Source organism: Xanthomonas sp. 4461, from assembly GCF_024806475.1.
GTDB classification, from domain to species: domain Bacteria; phylum Pseudomonadota; class Gammaproteobacteria; order Xanthomonadales; family Xanthomonadaceae; genus Xanthomonas; species Xanthomonas arboricola_F.
Genome location: NZ_JANTYV010000004.1, coordinates 129716 through 147648 on the forward strand (window position 1 = coordinate 129716; position 17933 = coordinate 147648).

At 61.7% G+C, this 17933-nt stretch carries 14 protein-coding genes and 2 pseudogenes; 12 read left to right on the forward strand and 4 right to left on the reverse strand.

Annotated features, from left to right (window positions below; all coding sequences use genetic code 11):
* Nucleotides 1-91 precede the first annotated feature (91 nt).
* From FHY19_RS15415 to FHY19_RS15455, 9 genes and pseudogenes are all read left to right on the forward strand, one after another.
* A pseudogene (locus tag FHY19_RS15415) lies at nucleotides 92-986 on the forward strand (type IV secretion system protein).
* Nucleotides 987-1010: 24 nt separating this feature from the next.
* Nucleotides 1011-1562 (forward strand): DUF4189 domain-containing protein, encoded by a 552-nt coding sequence (locus FHY19_RS15420; RefSeq protein ID WP_259167067.1) that lies wholly within the window; start codon nucleotides 1011-1013, stop codon nucleotides 1560-1562.
* A 9-nt stretch (nucleotides 1563-1571) separates the two neighbouring features.
* Nucleotides 1572-1997, forward strand: a complete 426-nt coding sequence (locus tag FHY19_RS15425; protein WP_326521142.1) for a hypothetical protein — start codon at nucleotides 1572-1574, stop codon at nucleotides 1995-1997.
* A gap of 11 nt (nucleotides 1998-2008) precedes the next feature.
* On the forward strand, nucleotides 2009-2539 hold the full coding sequence (locus FHY19_RS15430; protein ID WP_259167070.1) for a DUF4189 domain-containing protein: 531 nt from the start codon (nucleotides 2009-2011) through the stop codon (nucleotides 2537-2539).
* A gap of 205 nt (nucleotides 2540-2744) precedes the next feature.
* Nucleotides 2745-3191 (forward strand): hypothetical protein, encoded by a 447-nt coding sequence (locus FHY19_RS15435; RefSeq protein ID WP_326521143.1) that lies wholly within the window; start codon nucleotides 2745-2747, stop codon nucleotides 3189-3191.
* 13 nt (nucleotides 3192-3204) lie between these two features.
* Complete coding sequence (locus FHY19_RS15440; RefSeq protein ID WP_259167072.1) at nucleotides 3205-3738, forward strand: DUF4189 domain-containing protein; 534 nt, start codon at nucleotides 3205-3207, stop codon at nucleotides 3736-3738.
* Between the two features lie 544 nt (nucleotides 3739-4282).
* A complete protein-coding gene (locus FHY19_RS15445) occupies nucleotides 4283-4930 on the forward strand; it encodes a hypothetical protein (protein WP_259167073.1) in 648 nt (215 codons plus the stop codon).
* Nucleotides 4927-6276 (forward strand): DUF6792 domain-containing protein, encoded by a 1350-nt coding sequence (locus FHY19_RS15450; RefSeq protein WP_259167074.1) that lies wholly within the window; start codon nucleotides 4927-4929, stop codon nucleotides 6274-6276. The genes FHY19_RS15445 and FHY19_RS15450 overlap by 4 nt, the downstream gene beginning before the upstream one ends.
* Before the next feature lie 4 nt (nucleotides 6277-6280).
* Nucleotides 6281-6651, forward strand: a pseudogene (locus FHY19_RS15455) (Type IV secretion system protein virB6); the annotation flags it as partial.
* Nucleotides 6652-6750: 99 nt separating this feature from the next.
* Here the strand turns inward: FHY19_RS15455 and FHY19_RS15460 are convergent.
* The 4 genes from FHY19_RS15460 to FHY19_RS15475 form a co-directional block, all read right to left on the reverse strand.
* The gene (locus FHY19_RS15460; RefSeq protein ID WP_259167076.1) at nucleotides 6751-8535 is read right to left on the reverse strand and encodes a DUF885 domain-containing protein; all 1785 of its coding nucleotides are present in this window, start codon (nucleotides 8533-8535) and stop codon (nucleotides 6751-6753) included.
* A gap of 68 nt (nucleotides 8536-8603) precedes the next feature.
* A complete protein-coding gene (locus FHY19_RS15465; RefSeq protein ID WP_259167078.1) occupies nucleotides 8604-9077 on the reverse strand; it encodes a cytochrome c oxidase assembly factor 1 family protein in 474 nt (157 codons plus the stop codon).
* A gap of 63 nt (nucleotides 9078-9140) precedes the next feature.
* Nucleotides 9141-11378, reverse strand: coding sequence for a S9 family peptidase (locus tag FHY19_RS15470; protein WP_259167079.1), 2238 nt, complete (start codon nucleotides 11376-11378; stop codon nucleotides 9141-9143).
* A 493-nt stretch (nucleotides 11379-11871) separates the two neighbouring features.
* Nucleotides 11872-12561 carry a glutathione binding-like protein gene (locus tag FHY19_RS15475; protein ID WP_259157292.1) on the reverse strand — a complete coding sequence of 230 codons (690 nt, stop codon included), beginning with the start codon at nucleotides 12559-12561 and terminating at the stop codon, nucleotides 11872-11874.
* Nucleotides 12562-13051: 490 nt separating this feature from the next.
* Here FHY19_RS15475 and FHY19_RS15480 point away from each other — a divergent pair, with 490 nt between their 5' ends.
* The 3 genes from FHY19_RS15480 to FHY19_RS15490 all read left to right on the forward strand — a co-directional run bounded on the left by FHY19_RS15480 (nucleotide 13052) and on the right by FHY19_RS15490 (nucleotide 17923).
* Nucleotides 13052-16066 (forward strand): TonB-dependent receptor, encoded by a 3015-nt coding sequence (locus FHY19_RS15480; protein ID WP_259167080.1) that lies wholly within the window; start codon nucleotides 13052-13054, stop codon nucleotides 16064-16066.
* Nucleotides 16067-16218: 152 nt separating this feature from the next.
* Nucleotides 16219-16920: a SapC family protein gene (locus tag FHY19_RS15485; RefSeq protein WP_259167081.1), complete on the forward strand. Its 702-nt coding sequence runs from the start codon at nucleotides 16219-16221 to the stop codon at nucleotides 16918-16920.
* Nucleotides 16910-17923 carry a cupin-like domain-containing protein gene (locus FHY19_RS15490; RefSeq protein ID WP_259167082.1) on the forward strand — a complete coding sequence of 338 codons (1014 nt, stop codon included), beginning with the start codon at nucleotides 16910-16912 and terminating at the stop codon, nucleotides 17921-17923. Before FHY19_RS15485 ends, FHY19_RS15490 begins: the two co-directional genes overlap by 11 nt.
* The last annotated feature ends 10 nt before the right edge of the window (nucleotides 17924-17933 follow it).

A 17933-nucleotide genomic window follows, 5' to 3' on the forward strand; every position in this document is an offset into this window, starting at 1 on the left:
CGCTTGGCCCAGTCGATGTCCTCATCGCCACAGCTTGATTGTCGGCTACCGCCAGGGCACTTGGCAGTCGCGCGAATCGGCCCTGGCGGCCATGGGCAAGACGACCAAGATCGTCTTCATCGTGATGATCGCCACCAGCCTGGGCGCCAACGACGCCCCGCTGCACAAGACCTTCACCCAGAACCTGGACAAGGAGCTGCATGGGCTGTTCACCGGAAGACACCACGTCGGCCGATGCAATCGACCAGAATCTGGCGTTGACCCAGCTCGCCTTGGCGGCGGTGGATGTAGTGCGCATCGACCCGGACGACCCGGAGTCGCTCGAGCAAAAGCGCAGTGCCATGCTGGTGGCAGGCGTTGGCGCATCCAGCCCCGCCATGGCGGCCGGTGCGATGTTGCTGCTGTTCAAGTTCACGATGGCGTTCCTGGTCGGCGTTGGCCCCATCTTCATCCTGGCACTGATGTTTGATGCAACCAAGGATCTCTTCAAGAAGTGGCTGTTCTATGTGATCGGCACCTTATTCTCGATGTCGATGCTCTCGGTGGTATCGGCCATCGTGCTCAAGCTCGCCACCAAGATCGCCATCGCGCTCTGGGTTGCCAAAGGCATCACCGGGCTGATGGGTAACAATACGGAAGGCCTGAGCTCGCAAGCCTTGCAGCAGGGCGGTATCGGGATGTTACTGACTGTAGTGATCATCACGATGCCAACCGTTGCGGCAGCGCTGTGGCAAGGAAGCATGAGCAGCTTCATGCACTTCTCAGCATTTGGCGGAGGTGGCGCTGCATCACCCGGGCCACAAGGGCAACCGGTCGGATCTTATGGATCAGGCCGAATTGAAAACAACGATACGCGATCAAATAGCTCACCTGCCCAGCTCCCGCAAACTAATCATCGAGCCTCAGGGTCCCCACAGCCAACTCTGATCTCTGAAAATTCGGGATCAAGAGGGGTGGCCAACCAAGATTCCAGCAGATTTACTTAATGGAAAAATTGAGCTGATTATTATATGAAGAAAATTTTAAATTTCAATATTATTTTTATTTTTATACTTTTCACGACTGGCGAGGTTCAGGCAGAGCAAGGCTGTCCCGCAGGGCAAATTCCTAGTCAGGCAGGAGGCAGTATGTCCTCCTGCGGACCGATACCTGCTGGCTATTATCAACAGCAAAAGCCAGCTCAGCCTACCGGGGAATGGGTTAAGACCTGGGGAGCCATTGCGATGGGCTCTATAGACTCAATTACGAGTTATGGCGTTACTACAGGAAAACGCACTAAAGCAGAGGCAGAAACTGACGCATTGAGACGCTGCGCATCCCATGGAGAGAAAAATTGCAGCGTTGGACTCACATATGAGAATCAGTGCGCTGTCATTGTCGAACCACAAGTGGATGGAAAGCCTCTTTCTGGCGGATTTGTTCGCTTCATTGGCAGAAAGACTATCCGCGCGGCCAGCGACGATGCTTTAGCAATTTGCAAAAAAGACAATAGCAAGGTAACAAACGCAAACTGCAAGATTGTATACACTGCCTGCTCAGAGCCCTTTTTCCAAGATTTCTAATCGGCCATCGTGCTCAAGCTCGCCACCAAGTTCGCCATCGCGCTCTGGGTTGCCAAAGGCATCACCGGGCTGATGGGTAACAGTACGGAAGGCCTGAGCTCGCAAGCCTTGCAGCAGGGCGGTATCGGCTTACTGCTGACCACCCTCATCATCACCATGCCTACCGTCGCGGCAGCGCTATGGCAGGGAAGCATGGGAAAGTTTATGGCGTACTCGGCGTTTGGTACCGCTGGTGCTAGCAGTGCTGCACCCGGGCCACAGGGACAGCCACCGGGGTCGTATGTTCCCCAGCATGGCGGAAGTAACACCTCTACTCCAGAAACCTCACGCCAGATGCCAAGTGGTCATAATTACTCAGGATCACTACAAACCTCCACGCCGCAAGAAGGTAGCGGTTCGAGGGGTGCAGCCAATAACAACAGCCGCTTCACTTGAGCGAAATAGTTATGAGAATCCACTTTACACTCCTCTTACTAGTTTTGATTATTTGCTTTTCACCTCTAGCGCAGGCTGAAGGCGGGTGCCCGGCGGGGCAATACCCAATTGGGGGTCAAGGAGCAATCGCATGCGCCCCAATCCCACAGGGAAGTGTTCAGCAAGAATCTCGCCCAAGTGGAAAGTGGATAAAAACATGGGGTGCGGTTGCAGTTGGTATATTGGACGACAAACCCCTGTATGCCGTACCGGTTGGTCTCGCCTCAGAAGACGCAGCAAAAAAAGAAGCTTTGGATAGATGCAACAAGTCAGGCGCCAAGGGGTGTCGGCCCTCGACGACTTTTCGTAATCAATGCATGTCCATAGGTGAACCTCAAATCGAAGGATCGCCAAAACCTGATGGTATTATTGAGTTTTCAAGGCAGCCTACCGAACAGCTTGCAAAAGGCGCAGCCCTTCGTGGATGTAGCGAGGAAAATCCACGCGCTGAGTGCAAAATAATTCACACAGCTTGTTCTGAGCAAATTTTTGAGAAGTTTTGAATTATTTTAAATAGAACACAGACTCACAGAACGGTCGGAATGGCTGTGAAATAGTATGCGTTTAGCCATCCTCATCTTGTGTCCGCTTACATTTCAGGTGAAATCACGATAATTGCAAATTCCCCATAGCTTTTCGGCGTCTAGCCAAGGGATTTCTTCGGGAACGTTTTACAGCCTAGACTGATCACAGTACGTATACATTAGTGTGACTTCGGCCATCGTGCTCAAGCTCTCTACCAAGGTCGCCATCGCGCTCTGGGTTGCCAAAGGCATCACCGGGCTGATGGGTAACAATACGGAAGGCCTGAGCTCGCAAGCCTTGCAGCAAGGCGGCATCGGCTTACTGCTGACCACCCTCATCATCACCATGCCTACCGTCGCGGCAGCGCTATGGCAGGGAAGCATGGGAACGTTTATGGCGTACTCGGCATTTGGTACCGCTGGTGCTAGCAGTGCTGCACCCGGGCCACAGGGGCAGCCGCCTGGGTCTTATATGCCGCAGCAGATCTCCAACGATAAGGCTAACTCACAAGCCCCCCTGCTCAATGCATCGGGCGGACAGAGAGCATCAGGCACTCATCAGATTACTGCACCCCAGGAAGGCACGGGCACTGGAGGCGTAGCCAATCAAGATAACAGTCGCTTTACTTAGAATAGAGGCTAATTTGAATATCTTAGTTTTATTATCTTTTTATTTACTTTCTTTCGTGGGTTTTGCACACGCTGAAGGCGGATGTCCGCCCGGCCAGTTTCCGATAGGTGGCCAAGGAGCAATGGCATGCGCCCCGTTACCTCAAGGCAATAACCAACAACAAGCTAGGCCAAGCGGGAAATGGATTAAAACGTGGGGTGCCATAGCCATGGGATCTATTGACTCCGTCACAAGCTACGGTGTAACTACGGGAAAACTCTCAAAAGCAGAGGCAGAGGCAGATGCATTATTACGATGCCGATCGCACGGTGAAACTAACTGCCGGATTGGATTGGCTTATAGAAATCAATGTGCAGTTGTTGCCGAACCCCATGTCAATGACAAGCCATTTTCCGAAGGATACTCCGCATTCATCGGGGCCAGCACGGTGCAGAAAGCAAGCGATATTGCGCTGATTAAATGCAATCAAACCAACAAAGAATTTTCAGGATCAAAGTGCGCGATTGTTTACAGCGCCTGCTCAGAACCAATTTTTGAAAAGTTCTAGAGCACCATAAAGCAACAAATTCTCAAAGCCATGTTTACTACATGCCGAGATTTACTTTATTGCCACATGGCCCAAAAAAAATGATTAAGCACATAAATGTGATGATTCCTTGCCACTTGTCTTTTCTTTCTTTGACAGGTTGCAACCCTATGAACACTACCTATGCAAAACCTGACAATACCGTGGCAGATTGGCTCTTAAAGTTTGTACGCCATAGTTTTGGTGCAGCCTGCTATTCGACGTATGGATGCAAGGTCCGCTACAACATGGCCGCGAGCGAAAGAGCGCCACACCCATTGCATGGGCCAGCTGGGGGCGTGCCCGAACATGTCAGCTTGTTGATTTTTCGAATGACAGGACAGTATCGTGCATGGGCCGCATTGGATCAGGCGGGGTTGTTCGAGGTGCCCTTTGAACCTATGCTGGTCCTGGGAAGTTCGCGTCGCCGCACTAGTGCGATGTCGGGATCAGCGAATCGCCCAATCCGGGCCAAAACTGCATTTCCTCGATTGCGCAATGCGCACAGGCAGCGACAGCATTTCCAATGAATCCCAAGATTATCGGTCGTTTCGCTTTCATCCTCATGCCCCTTCTCCTTGCAGGATGCAAACCCATGACTACCCCATCCTCAAAAGCCGACGCGACGACCAGCGATCCGACTTACCGGAAGAACTCGCATCCGACGCAAGCGTACCGGATCACGATGACAATCGAGGATGCGCCGGGGCCGTTCGAGTGGGTCTCGGGTACGGCGTTCTACCAGATGACCAACCACAAGCAATGCACGCCAATCGAACCCGTTGCCGGCGTGTGGAACAAGTCTGGTGAAGACGGAGTTCCCATCCACTTCGAGAAGATAAATGCATCCACGTATGTTGGCACGGTCTATGCCGACGGCATGGTAGATGCGGACTATTATGGCAAGGGGACGTGTTATTTTGAGTTAGACGGAGTTGGAATCTCCCTGAAAGCTTCCGAAAAGCATGAAGATACACGCTTTCAGCCCGCCCTGTTTAAGAACGAGATTTACAGCAAAGCTCCAAAGGTCACCTACTTTTGGAAAGGACGCTACCCGAAGGAAGATGTGGAGAACTTCCCTGACAGCGGCAGATCAAGAATCGACCAATTCAATGACAATGCCCGTAATGACATCTTTAAAGTCACCCTGACTACTGAAAAGGTGACCCCATGAGCCTTACGAGCCAGCAATATGCCGCTCTCTCTGACGATGTTTATCAGGAGCCGCGAGAAACAGGCCCGGTTAGTCGACCTGTAAATATTGGCGGCATTACTTACAAGCGCCTCGAGTATGTAGACAGCCCTTCAGGCTATCAAGGCATGGTCTACCAGCGGATCGATACGAACGAGATCATCGTCGCCCATCGTGGCACCGAGACTGAGCGCGAGCTTAAGCAGGACGGTGTTTACGCCGATGGCGGCATGGTCGCAGCACGTCACAATCGCCAAGCCGCCGAAGCAATTGAGTTGACTAAGCAGGCGTTGGTCTATGCACAAAAACTCGGTAAGGACGGTGAAACGGTGGAAGTCACCGTCACCGGCCACTCGCTTGGCGGCGACTTGGCCCAGGTGACCGCACACCACTTCGGCCTCAAAGGCGAGACGTTCAACGCCTACGGCGCGGTCAGCCTGGACCGGCGCATCCCCGAAGGCGGCACCGATGTCATCAATCACGTGATGGCTGGCGATGCGGTCAGTGCTGCCAGCGAGCATTATGGCCAGGTCAAGATCTACGCCACGCCACAAGAAGTGGCCACATTGCAGAAGGCCGGTTATGCCAACGACCGCAGTGTGCTGGATGACCGCAACCCGCTTGCCGCTTTGGAGTTGGGCGATTCGCATCGCATGCATAACTTCCTGCCCGTTGACGGCAATGGCAAGCCAGATCGCTCGGTACTGGAAGACTCCAAATCGCAACAGCTGGCGCATCAGTACGCACCGATGATCGACAAGTACCGTGGCGATGTGGCGCTCTTGCGCGGCGGCCTGACCCTGGCATCGCGCAGCGCCCAATCGATGAACTTACCCGATGCCATCAAACACCTACATGGCACACTGGCCCCTGGTGCCGGCGCGGAGGAGATGGCAGCCGAGCGCTGGAAGGAAACGCAGCAGCGCATGGAGCGCGAAGACAAGCCGGTCTATGTGGCCCCTGGCTGGAAGCTGCCGCTGGGCAGTACCCCAGAGCGCTGCGTAGATCCGGGCGCGGCGGCCATGTCCAATGATCCGTTGTACCGCTCCATCCACAGCAAGTTGCCGCAGGGCACGTCCGATGCCATGGTCATGCATGCGACTGTGGAAGCCAAACGCGCCGGCATCGTCGACGTCCACCAGCTGCGCAGCGTGACCATGCAAGAGGGCAATGCCTGGATAGTCGGCAATACGCCGGGGTTCCGTGCCAAAGTGGATCTGGCGGCGGAGGCACCGCCGTTGCAAGAGAGCCAGCAGCAGTTGCGCGCACTGGATGCGCAACGGGCGCAGCCGGAGATGACAGCGCCGACACCGACGCGTGTGATGTAGGGCGATGGCGCGGCTGATCGACAACGACGATGTCAGCCCTACCTTCCAGGACTTTGGCTTGGCGTTGATGGGCCGTGCATGAAGTGGGTCAGCACCATTGCGCTGACGGTGACCCGCTGTGGGTGCTGATTCTGTGCTACTGCATCGCCACCGGGCAATCGCGCTAGAGTGCGATGGCCACCATGATCAAGGCCGGCAAAGGTGGCCCTCATCATCAGCCTTGCCTCGGCACTGGGCGCGAATGGCGCCATGCTGCACCAAAACACGACCCAGAATCTGGATCAGCAGATCCACACCCTTTTTACCGGCAAGGAGGGCACCGCCGCCGATGCCATCGGCGAGACCCTGGCCTACACCCAGATCGCGCTGTTGGCTAAGCCAACACGGCCCGGAACCAGATCGCGCGTTTCAGCGCGCGATCTGACCAGGCGCTTGTTTGCCAGGAACTGGCATCTAGAACAGCGAGTACCGTGATTACTTCTGCTGCGCCGGAATGAACTGCGTTTCCACCGCCTTGGCCAGCTGATCCGGTGGTAGCAGGCCCTGGTCGAGCAGGAAGTTGTTGAAGGCCAGGCGGTCGAACTTCTTGCCGAGGGCCAGTTCGGTGCGCATGCGCAGTTCGAGGATGCGGGTGTAGCCGTAGAAGTAACTGCCGGCCTGGCCGGGCGCGCGGACGGTGTAGCGGTCCAGTTCCTGGCGGGTCATCGCCGGCGAAAGGCCGACGTCGTCTTCCAGCACCTGGCGTGCGCGTTCACGGTCGATCAGGCCCAGGTTGAGCATCGGGTCGAGCATGGCGCGGGCAGCGCGCAGCAGGCGGAACTGCAGGGCGATCAGCTGGCCGTCCAGCGGTTCGTACGGCACCATTTCGGCTTCGGCATACAGCGCCCAGCCTTCGACGTTGACCGAGTTGAACGCGAACATGCTGCGCGCCAGCGACACGCCGCGTTCGACCATGGCGGTGAACTGCAGTTCGTGACCGGGGCGACCTTCGTGCGCGCTGAGCGTCCAGGCGGCCGAGCCGAAGTTGAAGTCGTCGTACTGCTCCTTCTTGCCGCCCTCGGCGGATGGGTTGCCCAGCGGCAGCACGAACTGGCCCTGCTGGCCGGTATTGCCGATCAACGGCGCGGGCAGGAAGTGCGGCGCAGGTTGCGCAGCGCTTTCGGCGGCACTGCCCAGGCGCATCTGCATCGGGCGGTTGGGCACATCGACGATGCGCTGCTGACGGATGATCGGGTCGATCTGGTCGATCACGCCGCGGTAGTGGGTTTCCAGCTGGTCGTCGGCGATCTTGTTGCCCTTGAGCGCGCGGATCACCTGCACGTAATCCGCGCCTTGCACGCCCTTGGCCTTGGCCACCAGCGGGGCCAGCTGGCGCATGGCCGAGCGGGTCTCCATGAATTCCAGTTGCGCGCGCTGGATCAGCTGCTGCGGGGCGATATCGATGCCCACCTGCTTGAGTTGGTACGCGTACAGCGGTTCCGGCAGGCGGGTGTCCTTGCGTGCCTTGGGCAGCACGGTGCTGCGGGTCCAGGCGGCATAGTCCTTGAGCTGGGTGGACATGGCCTTGAGCGCTTCGTCGGCGCCGGCGATCTTGTACTTGGCGAACAGCTCGCCGATGCCTGCGACGTAGGTGTCCACGTTGGCCAGCGCCTGCTCCACTTCGCGCTGGGTGGGCTGCAGCAACGCCTTGTTGCCCAGCTTTTCCTCGTAGCGCTGGCGCGCCAGCGTGGTGGTGGGTGTGCTGCCCGGCACCAGGCCGACGTAACGCTTGAGGCGGTCCAGCGCCTTGGCGCGGCGCTCAGGCACAGTCTGGTCGGACAGCAGACCGTTGAGGCCACTGAAGACCGCCTCAGGCGCGTCGCTCCAGGGCAACAGATAGCGCTCGTTGAGCTCGCTGCCTTCGATGTTCTGCTCGGCGGCGCCGATCATGATCTGCAGGTCCTGACGCACGTTGGCATCGCGCTCGGTGGTCAGCTTGGTTTGCAGCGTGGCGCGCGCCTTGCGCATGGCATCGCGATAACGCGCGGCGTTGTCCGGCCCCAGGTCGACGACCTGGTCGTCATAGCCGGGCACGCCGAAAAAACTGGCGTATTCGGGCTGGAACGGTGCCTGCGCGTTGAGCAGGATCTGCGCGTAGCCGTTGCTGGTCTGTACCCAGGCCGGGCTGGCGGGTTGTGTCGGCGCTGTCTTGCCGGTCTGTGCCTGCAACGGCAACGAGGAACCGAGCGCCAGCGCAACGGCGAGAACGAGTGGCTTCATGAGGCAGATCCGCGAATTGAGTAGCGCGACCCTACCCATCTGCAACGGCCGCGGCAATCTGCCTTAGGTCATGGCAGGCAGGGCTGCGGTGGCGATGCTGTGGCCGGCAGCATATCGATCTGGCCGCCATGGGTGCCGGCGAAGGTCAGTGCCTGGTAGGTCCAACGGCCATGCCGGCGTGTGGCATCCACCTGCACGCTGCCGTTCCCGCGCGGCCCATGCAGGCCCACGCTGAAATGCGCCTCGCCCATGTCGCCGACGTAACTGATGCTGCCATCGGGTAGGAGCGCTTCGGTGATGGGCGTGCCCAGGGTCTGCACGACCTGCGTATCGGCCTTGGCGATGCGCAGCGCGTCGCGGTACACATCGCTGGATTTCACCACTGCGGCAATCGCGTAGATCAGCGCGCCGATCACCAATGCCAGCAGCACGAACAGCACCACGCCGATGCCGGGCACGACCCACTTCCAATGCCGGCTCCAGACATCGACAGCGCGCGGGTGCTGCGGCGATGCAGCGGGGATGGGTGGGGGCAGCGACATGGCACTCCTTGCGCAGATGCAGGGGAAAACGGCAGGCGAGACCTGGAAGGAAGCGGCGAGCGTCTACTGCTGCGACGGCATCAGGCAGCGCTGCAAGAACGCCTCGGCGGTCTTGTAACGGTGCAACGCCGTACTGCCGGACAGGCCGTGCTTTGCGCCTGGATACGTCATCAACTCGAAGGGCGTGCCGCGTTGCTGCAGCTCGCTCATCAGCGCGGTGGAGTTGGTGAACAGCACGTTGTCGTCGGCCATGCCGTGGATCAGCAGCAGCCTGGCGTGCAGGCCGTCCAGATGGGTGGCGACGCGCGCGTTGCGATAGCCGGCGGCGTTGCCGGCCGGCAGGTCCATGTAACGCTCGGTGTAGTGGGTGTCGTACAAGCCCCAATCGGTGACCGGTGCGCCGGCCACGCCGCAGGCGTAGGCGTCGCTGTGTTTGGCCAGCAGCATCAGCGTCATGTAGCCGCCGTTGGACCAGCCCTGTACGCCGATGCGGGCCGGGTCCACCCAACGCTGCGCCTTGAGCCAGGCCACGCCTTGCAGCTGGTCGTCCACTTCCACCGTGCCCTGCTTGCCGTACAGCGCGCCACCGAAGTCGCGGCCGCGTCGCGGGGTGCCGCGGTTATCCAGCGAAAACACCACGTAGCCACGCTGCGCAAGATATTGATCGAACAACGCATCGCCACGGCTGGGCCAGGCATCGAGCACGGTTTGTGCCGCGGGACCGCCGTAGACGTAGACGATGACCGGGTAGCGCTTGCTCGGGTCGAAGTTGTCCGGCTTGGTCAGCCGGTAGTGCAACGGAGTCTTGCCATCGGCTGCGGTCAGCGTGCCGAAACCGATCGGGCGCTGTGCATCACGGTACCTGGCATAGGGATGTTGCGGATCGGCCAGGTCGTTCTTGAGCAACGTGGCGATTTTTTCACCACTGGCGCGGAACAGCTCGATCTGCGGTGGTGTGGTGGTGTTGGACCAGCTGTCGACATACACGCTGGCGTTGTTGGCGAAGCTGGCCGCATGCGTGCCGTTGGAGGCCGAGCGTTTTTCGATGACGCCGCCGGCCAGCGGCACCGCGTAGAGCTGCGTTTGCGTGGGCGACTCCTTGCTGCCGGCGAAGTACACCAGGCCGGCCTGCTCGTCGACGGCCAGCAGCGCGTCCACCACCCAGGCGCCGGAGGTCAGCGGCGTGAGCGTGGCGCCGTCTTCGGAGGCAAGGTACAGATGTTCGTAACCGCTACGTTCGGAGTTCCAGACAAAGCGGCCGTCCTTGAGAAAACGCAGATCGTTGTGGAGCGGCACCCAGGTCGGCGAGGTTTCGGTGATCAGCGTGCGTTGCCTGCCGCTGGCCAGCGTGGTCTCGATCAGCTCCAGCGTCTTCTGATCGCGCGATTGACGCTGGAAGGTCAGGCGCTGTGCATCGCGCCAATCCACGCGTGCCAGGTAGAGATCGGCGTTTTTGCCCAGGTCGATCCAGCGTGGCGCTGCACCGGTGCGTGGCGGGATCACACCCAACTGCACCGCCACGTTGGGCTGGCCGGCCTGCGGATAGCGCTGGCTGATCACCTCGGTATGGTCGGCATAGACCTCCGGGCGTTTTTGCACCGGCACCTGCGATTCGTCGATGCGCGCGAAGGCGATCGCCGAGTCGTCCGGCGCCCACCAGTAACCGGTGTGGCGATCCATTTCTTCGTCGGCGACGAACTCGGCCACACCGTTGCCGATGGTCTGGCTGCCGTCGCTGGTGAGCTGCAGCTGCTTGCCGCTGGCCAGGTCGATCACCCACAGGTTGCGCTCGCGCACGAAGCTGACAAAGCCGCCCTTGGGCGAGAGCTTGGCATCGGTGGCGAAGCCTTCGCCGTGGGTCAGCTGGCGCACCGCGGCGGCGCCGGTCCTGTGCAGGTCGTACAGATACAACTCGCCACCCAGCGGGAACAACAGCGCCTGCGCATCCTGCGCCCACTGGTAATCGACGATGCCGTTGAACGCGGCGATGCGCTGGCGCTCGCGGCGGGCCTTTTCGACATCGCTGAGCGTTTCGGTGCCGGGCAGCACCACCTTGGAATCGACCAGCAGCCGGGTCTGGCCGCTGGCGATGTCGTATTCCCACAGGTCCAGCTGGTTGCGGTCGCTGTCCTTGCCGCGCAGGAAGGTCACGCGCGAACCATCCGGAGCCACCTTGGGCTTGAGCAAGGTCGGACCGGACAGCGGCAGCGGGCCGGTGATGGCCTCCAGGGTGAGTTTTTCGGCGTGGGCCATGGGGACGGTGCTGAGCATGAGGGCAAGAGCGGCGAACAGGGCGCGCATCGAAGATCCTGTCTTGGGATAGCGCACAGGATGCGGGCGCGTGGGGTGTTTGAGAAGCGCGGCGATGGGCGGCGATGGCGCGCGCGCGATGAGGGATGTACGCGCGGCGGTGCGCGTGTGCTGCAGCGTGGTGCTGGGGTTGTTGGTGACGCTGCTTTCCGGCGAGCAGAGATGCCTGTGGACTGGTGGTTGCAGTTGACGCGCTGTCGATGAGAGGTGCGCATTTCATGCGGCGCAGCTTGCGGGGGCGGTGGGTCTGGCGCTACTTGCGTACCCTCACCCCAACCCCTCTCCCGGGGGAGAGGGGCTCGAGGCGCCGGGCTTGTGTTGTGCACGGGTCATGCATGCGCATGCCTCTGCCAACCCGTGATGCTGCTTGCTGCTTGTCTTTGTTGCTTGTTGATGCGGTTTTGCGGTGGTTGTTGCTGCGCAGCTGCAACAGTCGCCGCTCTCGCCGTATGGCCTGTTGCGCGAGCGCACCTGCCGCTTTGCCTCAACGCTTGCCGAACAGGTGCTTGCGCTCTTCGTCGCTGAGCGGCTTGCCGGCGTTGGGGTTGACCTGCTCCTTGAGCGCATACGCGCGTTGGGTTGCCGGACGCGCGGCGATGGCGTCGTGCCAGCGCTTCAGGTGCGGGAAGTCGGCGTAATCGGGGCGGATGTCGGCATAGACCTCGATCCATGGATAGCTGGCCATGTCGGCGATGCCGTAATCGTTGCCGGCCAGGAACGCATGATCGGCCAGGCGCTTGTCGAGAACGCCATGCAGGCGGCGTACCTCGGCGTTGTAGCGGTCGATTGCATAGGCAATCTTTTCGGGGGCGTAGACGTTGAAGTGGCCCATCTGGCCGGTCATCGGGCCCAGCCCGCCCATCTGCCAGAACAGCCATTCCAGTGCGGCGATGCGGCCGCGCGCGTCGCGCGGCAGGAAGCGGCTGGTCTTCTCGGCCAGATAGAGCAGGATCGCGCCGGACTCGAACACGCTCTGCGGCCCGCCGCCATCGGCCGGGGCATGGTCGACGATGGCCGGCATCTTGTTGTTGGGCGAAATCTGCAGGAACGCCGGCTCGAACTGCTCGCCCTTGCCGATATTGACCGGCTTGAGGGTGTAGTCCAGCCCGGATTCTTCCAGGAACAAGGTGACTTTGTGGCCGTTGGGGGTGGGCCAGTAATACAGGTCGATCATGCGTGCTCCGGTACGTGAGGGTGATGCGCGACGGGGACAACGAGGCGGCCATCCACGCGCGCAGGCACGCGTCGTGAGATCGGCAGCGACCTTGCGGCCAGGCCGACCTGTGCGCCGGCCGTGTTCGCCGGTGCACGCGGGGCCGTCCTGTCGGTCGCAGCGATGGTCCTTCGCAACAGGGTGCGGCAGTGGAATCGGGGATTCTCGCGAGCCCAAGGGCTGCGAGCCGTCGCCGATTCCGAATGACCACTGCCACGTCCCAGCGGTGAGTCACTGCCCCATCGCCGCTCGATGGTACGGCCAAGCCGTTGCGTGCGCGTGTATCGGTCGGTGCCCTGACTGGAACGATGTGTGACGCCAGTGGCTCGCGGCCGATGCTGCACTGCAAATTGACTTCGTTAAGCCGGCGCTAACAAATGCGCGATTGCTGGTCGACCTTTTGCCTGTCCCGCTTGGGGCCGGCTTTTCCTTGCTTGGGGATGGAATCATCGTGAGAGAGCTACGCACCCTGCCGCGCACGCGGCGCTTGACGTCTGCCTTGTTGTTCGCATTGTCGACGCCGCTTGCCGCGCAGACCGCGCCTGCGCCGCAGTCGGCATCCACCGTCCCCGGCTCCAGCCAGGCCGACCCTGCCACGCTCGATACCGTCCAGGTCAGCGGTATCCGCGGCAGCCTCACCTCGTCGATGAACGTCAAGCGCGATGCGCAAGGCATCGTCGATGGCATCGTGGCCGAGGACATCGGCAAGTTCCCCGACACCAACCTGGCCGAGTCGCTGCAGCGCATCAGCGGCGTGTCGATCGACCGCTCGCTGGGCGAAGGCTCGCGCGTCACCGTGCGCGGCGTCGGCCCGGACTTCAACCTGGTGCTGTTGAACGGCCGGCAGATGCCGGGCGCCAGCATCGAAGAATCCAACGCCTCCAACTCGCGTGCATTCGACTTCGCCAACCTGGCGTCGGAGTCGATCTCCGGGATCGAGGTGTTCAAGACCAGCCGCTCCAGCACGCCCACCGGCGGCATCGGTGCCACCATCAACATCAAGACCGCCCGGCCGCTGGACAACCCGGGCATGCATGCCAACGTGGGCCTCAAGGGCGTGCACGATGCGTCCAACGAGAACCTGCCCGGCCGCCTGCAGGGCGATTCGCTGACGCCGGAAATCTCCGGCATCTTCAGCACCACCTCGGACGATGGCCGCTTTGGCGTGTCGCTGAGCGGCAGCTACCAGGAGCGCGACTTCGGCTACAGCCAGGTCGGCGTGCCCAATGGCTGGCGCGCATTCCGTGGCGATTCCACCGCCTACGGCACCATTCCGCAGCCGGGTACGCCGGGTTCGGAGAACATCGTCAACCGCCCCGGCCCGAACGATATCTATTCGGTGCCGCAGAACCTCAACTACCGCGTGGTCGGCGTCGAACGCCAGCGCACCAACGGCCAGCTGGTACTGCAGTACAAGCCGCTGGACAACATCACCACCACGCTGGATTACACCTACTCGGAAAACAAGATCCAGCAGCAGCGCAACGAAATGTCGGTGTGGTTCAACTACGGCCCGTCGGCCAGCGCCTGGACCAACGGCCCGGTGGCCGGTCCGATCACGTATTCGGAAATCGTCAACCCGGCCACCAGCGATCTGGCCACCGCCGGCTCCAACGCGGCCACGCGCAACCAGAACAAGTCGCTGGGCTTCAACGTGGATTGGGCGGTGAACGACCAGTTCAAGCTCAACTTCGACATCCACCGCTCCACCGCCGAAGCCGGCGCGGACAGCCCGTATGGGTCGAGCAACTCGCTGGGCGTGTCGGGTTTCTACCGCGGCACCTCGGTGGTGGATTTCAGCAAGGATTTCCCGGTATTGCAGCAGCAGCTGGGCTTCGGCCTGAACGGGCTGGACCCCTCGCGCACGCTGGTCACCGGCTCGGCGTTCCGCAACAGCTACATGAAATCCGAGATCGACCAGGCGCAGGTCAACGGCGACTTCACCTTCGAGAATTATTCGCAGTTGAAGTTCGGTATCGGCAGCACCGAGGTCAAGAACCGCTCGGCGTTCTCCAACGTGCAGCGCGATACCTGGGGCGGCAACGGCACTGCGGCCGATTATCCGGACGATCTGTGGATTCCCAGTGCGTTTGCGCAGTACTTCGATGCGATCGGCGGCAGCGGCAACCCGGCGCAATTCAACCAGCTGTTCCTGTTCGACTTCGAGCGCGCACGTCAGGCCGCCGCGCAAGCCGCCGGCGATGACGCGCTGTACCGCATCTCGCCGGAGTTCACCACCGACCGCCGCGTGACCGAGAAATCCAAGAACGCTTACCTGCAGTGGAACAACAGCTGGGACGATCTGCGCGTGCCGATCAGCCTGGCCGCCGGCGTGCGTTACGAAGAAACCAAGGTGGACGCGCAGGCGCTGGTGCCGGTGGCAGTGGGCATCGATTGGGTCGCCAACAACGAGTTGCCGATCCGCCTGGCCGACTCGGCGTTCGCCGGCGGCAGCGGCAAGTACGAATACTGGCTGCCCAGCCTGGACCTGAGCTTCAAGCTCACCGAAGACCTGGTGCTGCGCGGCAGCTACGGCGAAACCATCGGCCGGCCCGGCTGGGGCGACATCCAGGGCGGGCAGACGCTCAACCAGATCGCGCGCCTGGAAGGCGGCACCGGCCAGGAAGGCAACCCGGGCCTGAAGCCGCTGCTCTCGCACAACATCGATTTCTCGCTGGAGTGGTACTACAGCGATGCCAGCTACGCTTCGGTGGGCTTCTTCCGCAAGAACATCGACAACTACATCGGCGTGACCACGCGCAACGACACCTCGCTGGGCCTGAACACCCCGGTCGGCGGCGCGTACTGGAACGAAGCGCTGGGCAACGGCTGCGCCTCGGCCGACCTGACCTGTATCCGCAACTACATCTTCCGCAACCGCGGCGGCGCGCCGGGCGTGGTGCGCGGGGCCGACGACGCCAACGGCAATGCCACCGGCGTGATCAGCGGGCAGCCCGGCGATCCGGTGGCCAACTTCGCCATCACCGCGCCGGCCAACCAGCGCTCGGCCTCGCTGGACGGTTGGGAATTCAACCTGCAGCACATGTTCGGCGCCAGCGGCTTCGGCGTGTCGGCCAACTACACCATGGTCGATTCCGGGCTGACCTACAACAACGCGGTGATCGGCGAGCAGTTCGCGCTGGAAGGGCTCAGCGATTCGGCCAACGTGGTCGGCTTCTACGACCGCGACAAGTGGCAGGTGCGTGCGGCCTACAACTGGCGCGACGAATTCCTAGCCGCGCGTTTCGACGGTAGCGGCCAGCCCAATCCGGTCTACACCGAAGCCTATGGCCAGCTGGATCTGAGCATCGGCTACCAGTGGAACGAGAACCTGTCGCTGAGCCTGGAGGCGATCAACCTCACCGACGAGGTGCAGCGCCAGCACGGCAGGCAGAAGAACCAGATCGTCTACGCCACCCAGACCGGCCCGCGCTACATGCTGGGCCTGCGCTACAAGTTCTGGTGATGTAACTGCGGTACCGAGCACCCCGGCAGCGCGTCTGCCGGGGGGCCTGCACGACCTTCCTGCGACAGGTGCAGCACTGCACCGGCACTTGCCGCGCGAGGGGTAACTGTCCAAGCATGGGCCACGCGCCCCCGCGTGATGTGGCGACCCCCATGACCAATGCCGTGTTGTTGAACAATCTCGATCACCGCGATCTGCGCGTGATCACCGCCCATGGCGCCGCCTATGGCGATGACGTGATGTCGGCGGCGACGTTTCCGCAGGAATTCCGCCAGCTGCAGGGCCAGTACCCGATCGTGTTCCACCGCAGCGACAGCGGGCGTTTTCAGCCGCTGGCCCTGCTGGGCTTGCGCCTGGGCGAGAACCTGTTTCTGGATGGCGCGCGCTGGGATGCGCCGTATGTCCCGCTGGCGATTCAGCGCCAACCGTTCCTGATCGGCCAGCAACCGGAAGGGCCGATGGTGCACGTGGATCTGGACAGTCCGCGCATCAGCACCCAGGAAGGCGAGCTGCTGTTCCGCGAACACGGCGGCACCACCGATTTCCTGTATCACATCAGCCAATTGCTGCGCACGCTGCACGACGGGCTGGCGGCGAGCGATGCCTTCGTCGAGCGCCTGTTGCGCTACGAGTTGCTGGAACCGTTCGTGTTCGAAGCCACGCTCGACAACGGCCTGGACTGCCGGCTGGCCGGTCTGCACACCGTGCACGAAGAACGCCTGCGCGCGCTCGGCAAGACCGCGCTGCTGGACCTGCACCGGAATGGCGATCTGGAGCCGCTGTACATGGCGGTGGCCTCGGTGGCGCAATTCCGCCCCCTGCTCGAACGCCTGAATCGCCGCCATGCCCGCTGAGCCGCGCGCCATCGACGAGCGCCACGGCCTGGACCCGCAGCAGCTGGATCCGGCGCTGCTGTGCTCGACCACGCCGCTGGTGTTGCGCGGGCTGGTGCGCGACTGGCCGCTGGCCCGCGCCGGTGCGCAATCCGCGCAGGCGGCCGCTGCGTACCTGCGTGGGTTCGATCGCGGCGAGGCAGTGGTGGCGCAGGTCGGGCCGCCGGAGATCGACGGGCGGTTCTTCTATAACCCGGACATGAGCGGCTTCAATTTCCGCCCCGAGCGCGTGCCGCTGGCGGTGGTGCTGGACACCTTGTTGCGCGACCTGCACAACGCGCAGCCGCCGGCGATCTATGTCGGCTCCACCACGCTGGACACCTACCTGCCCGGCCTGCGTGCGGCCAATCCCATCGCGCTGCCGCAGGCCGAGCCGCTGGCCAGCATCTGGATCGGCAACCGCACCCGTATCGCCGCGCATCAGGATCTGCCGGACAACCTGGCCTGCGTGGTCGCCGGGCGCCGCCGCTTCACGCTGTTTCCGCCCGAGCAGTTGCGCAATCTGTACATCGGCCCGCTGGATCTGACCCCGGCCGGGCAACCGGTCAGCCTGGTGGATATCGCCGCACCGGATCTGCAGCGCTTTCCGCGCTATGCACAGGCGCTGGAGCAGGCGCTGGTGGCCGAGCTGGAACCGGGCGATGCGCTGTTCATTCCCAGCATGTGGTGGCACCACGTCCAGGCGCTGGAGAGCTTCAACGTGCTGGTCAATTTCTGGTGGCGGCAAAGCCCGGCCTACATGGATTCGCCGATGAACGCGCTGATGCTGGCCTTGCTGACCGTCCGCGACCTGCCGGCCGAGCAACGCGCCACCTGGCAGGAGGTGTTCCGGCATTACGTGTTCGACGCCGATGCCGACACTGCCGCGCATGTGCCCGACGCAGCGCGCGGCGTGCTGGCCCCGATGGACGACAACCGCGCCCGCAGCCTGCGTGCGCGCCTGCTGCAACGCTTGAACCGCTGAAGGACTGACC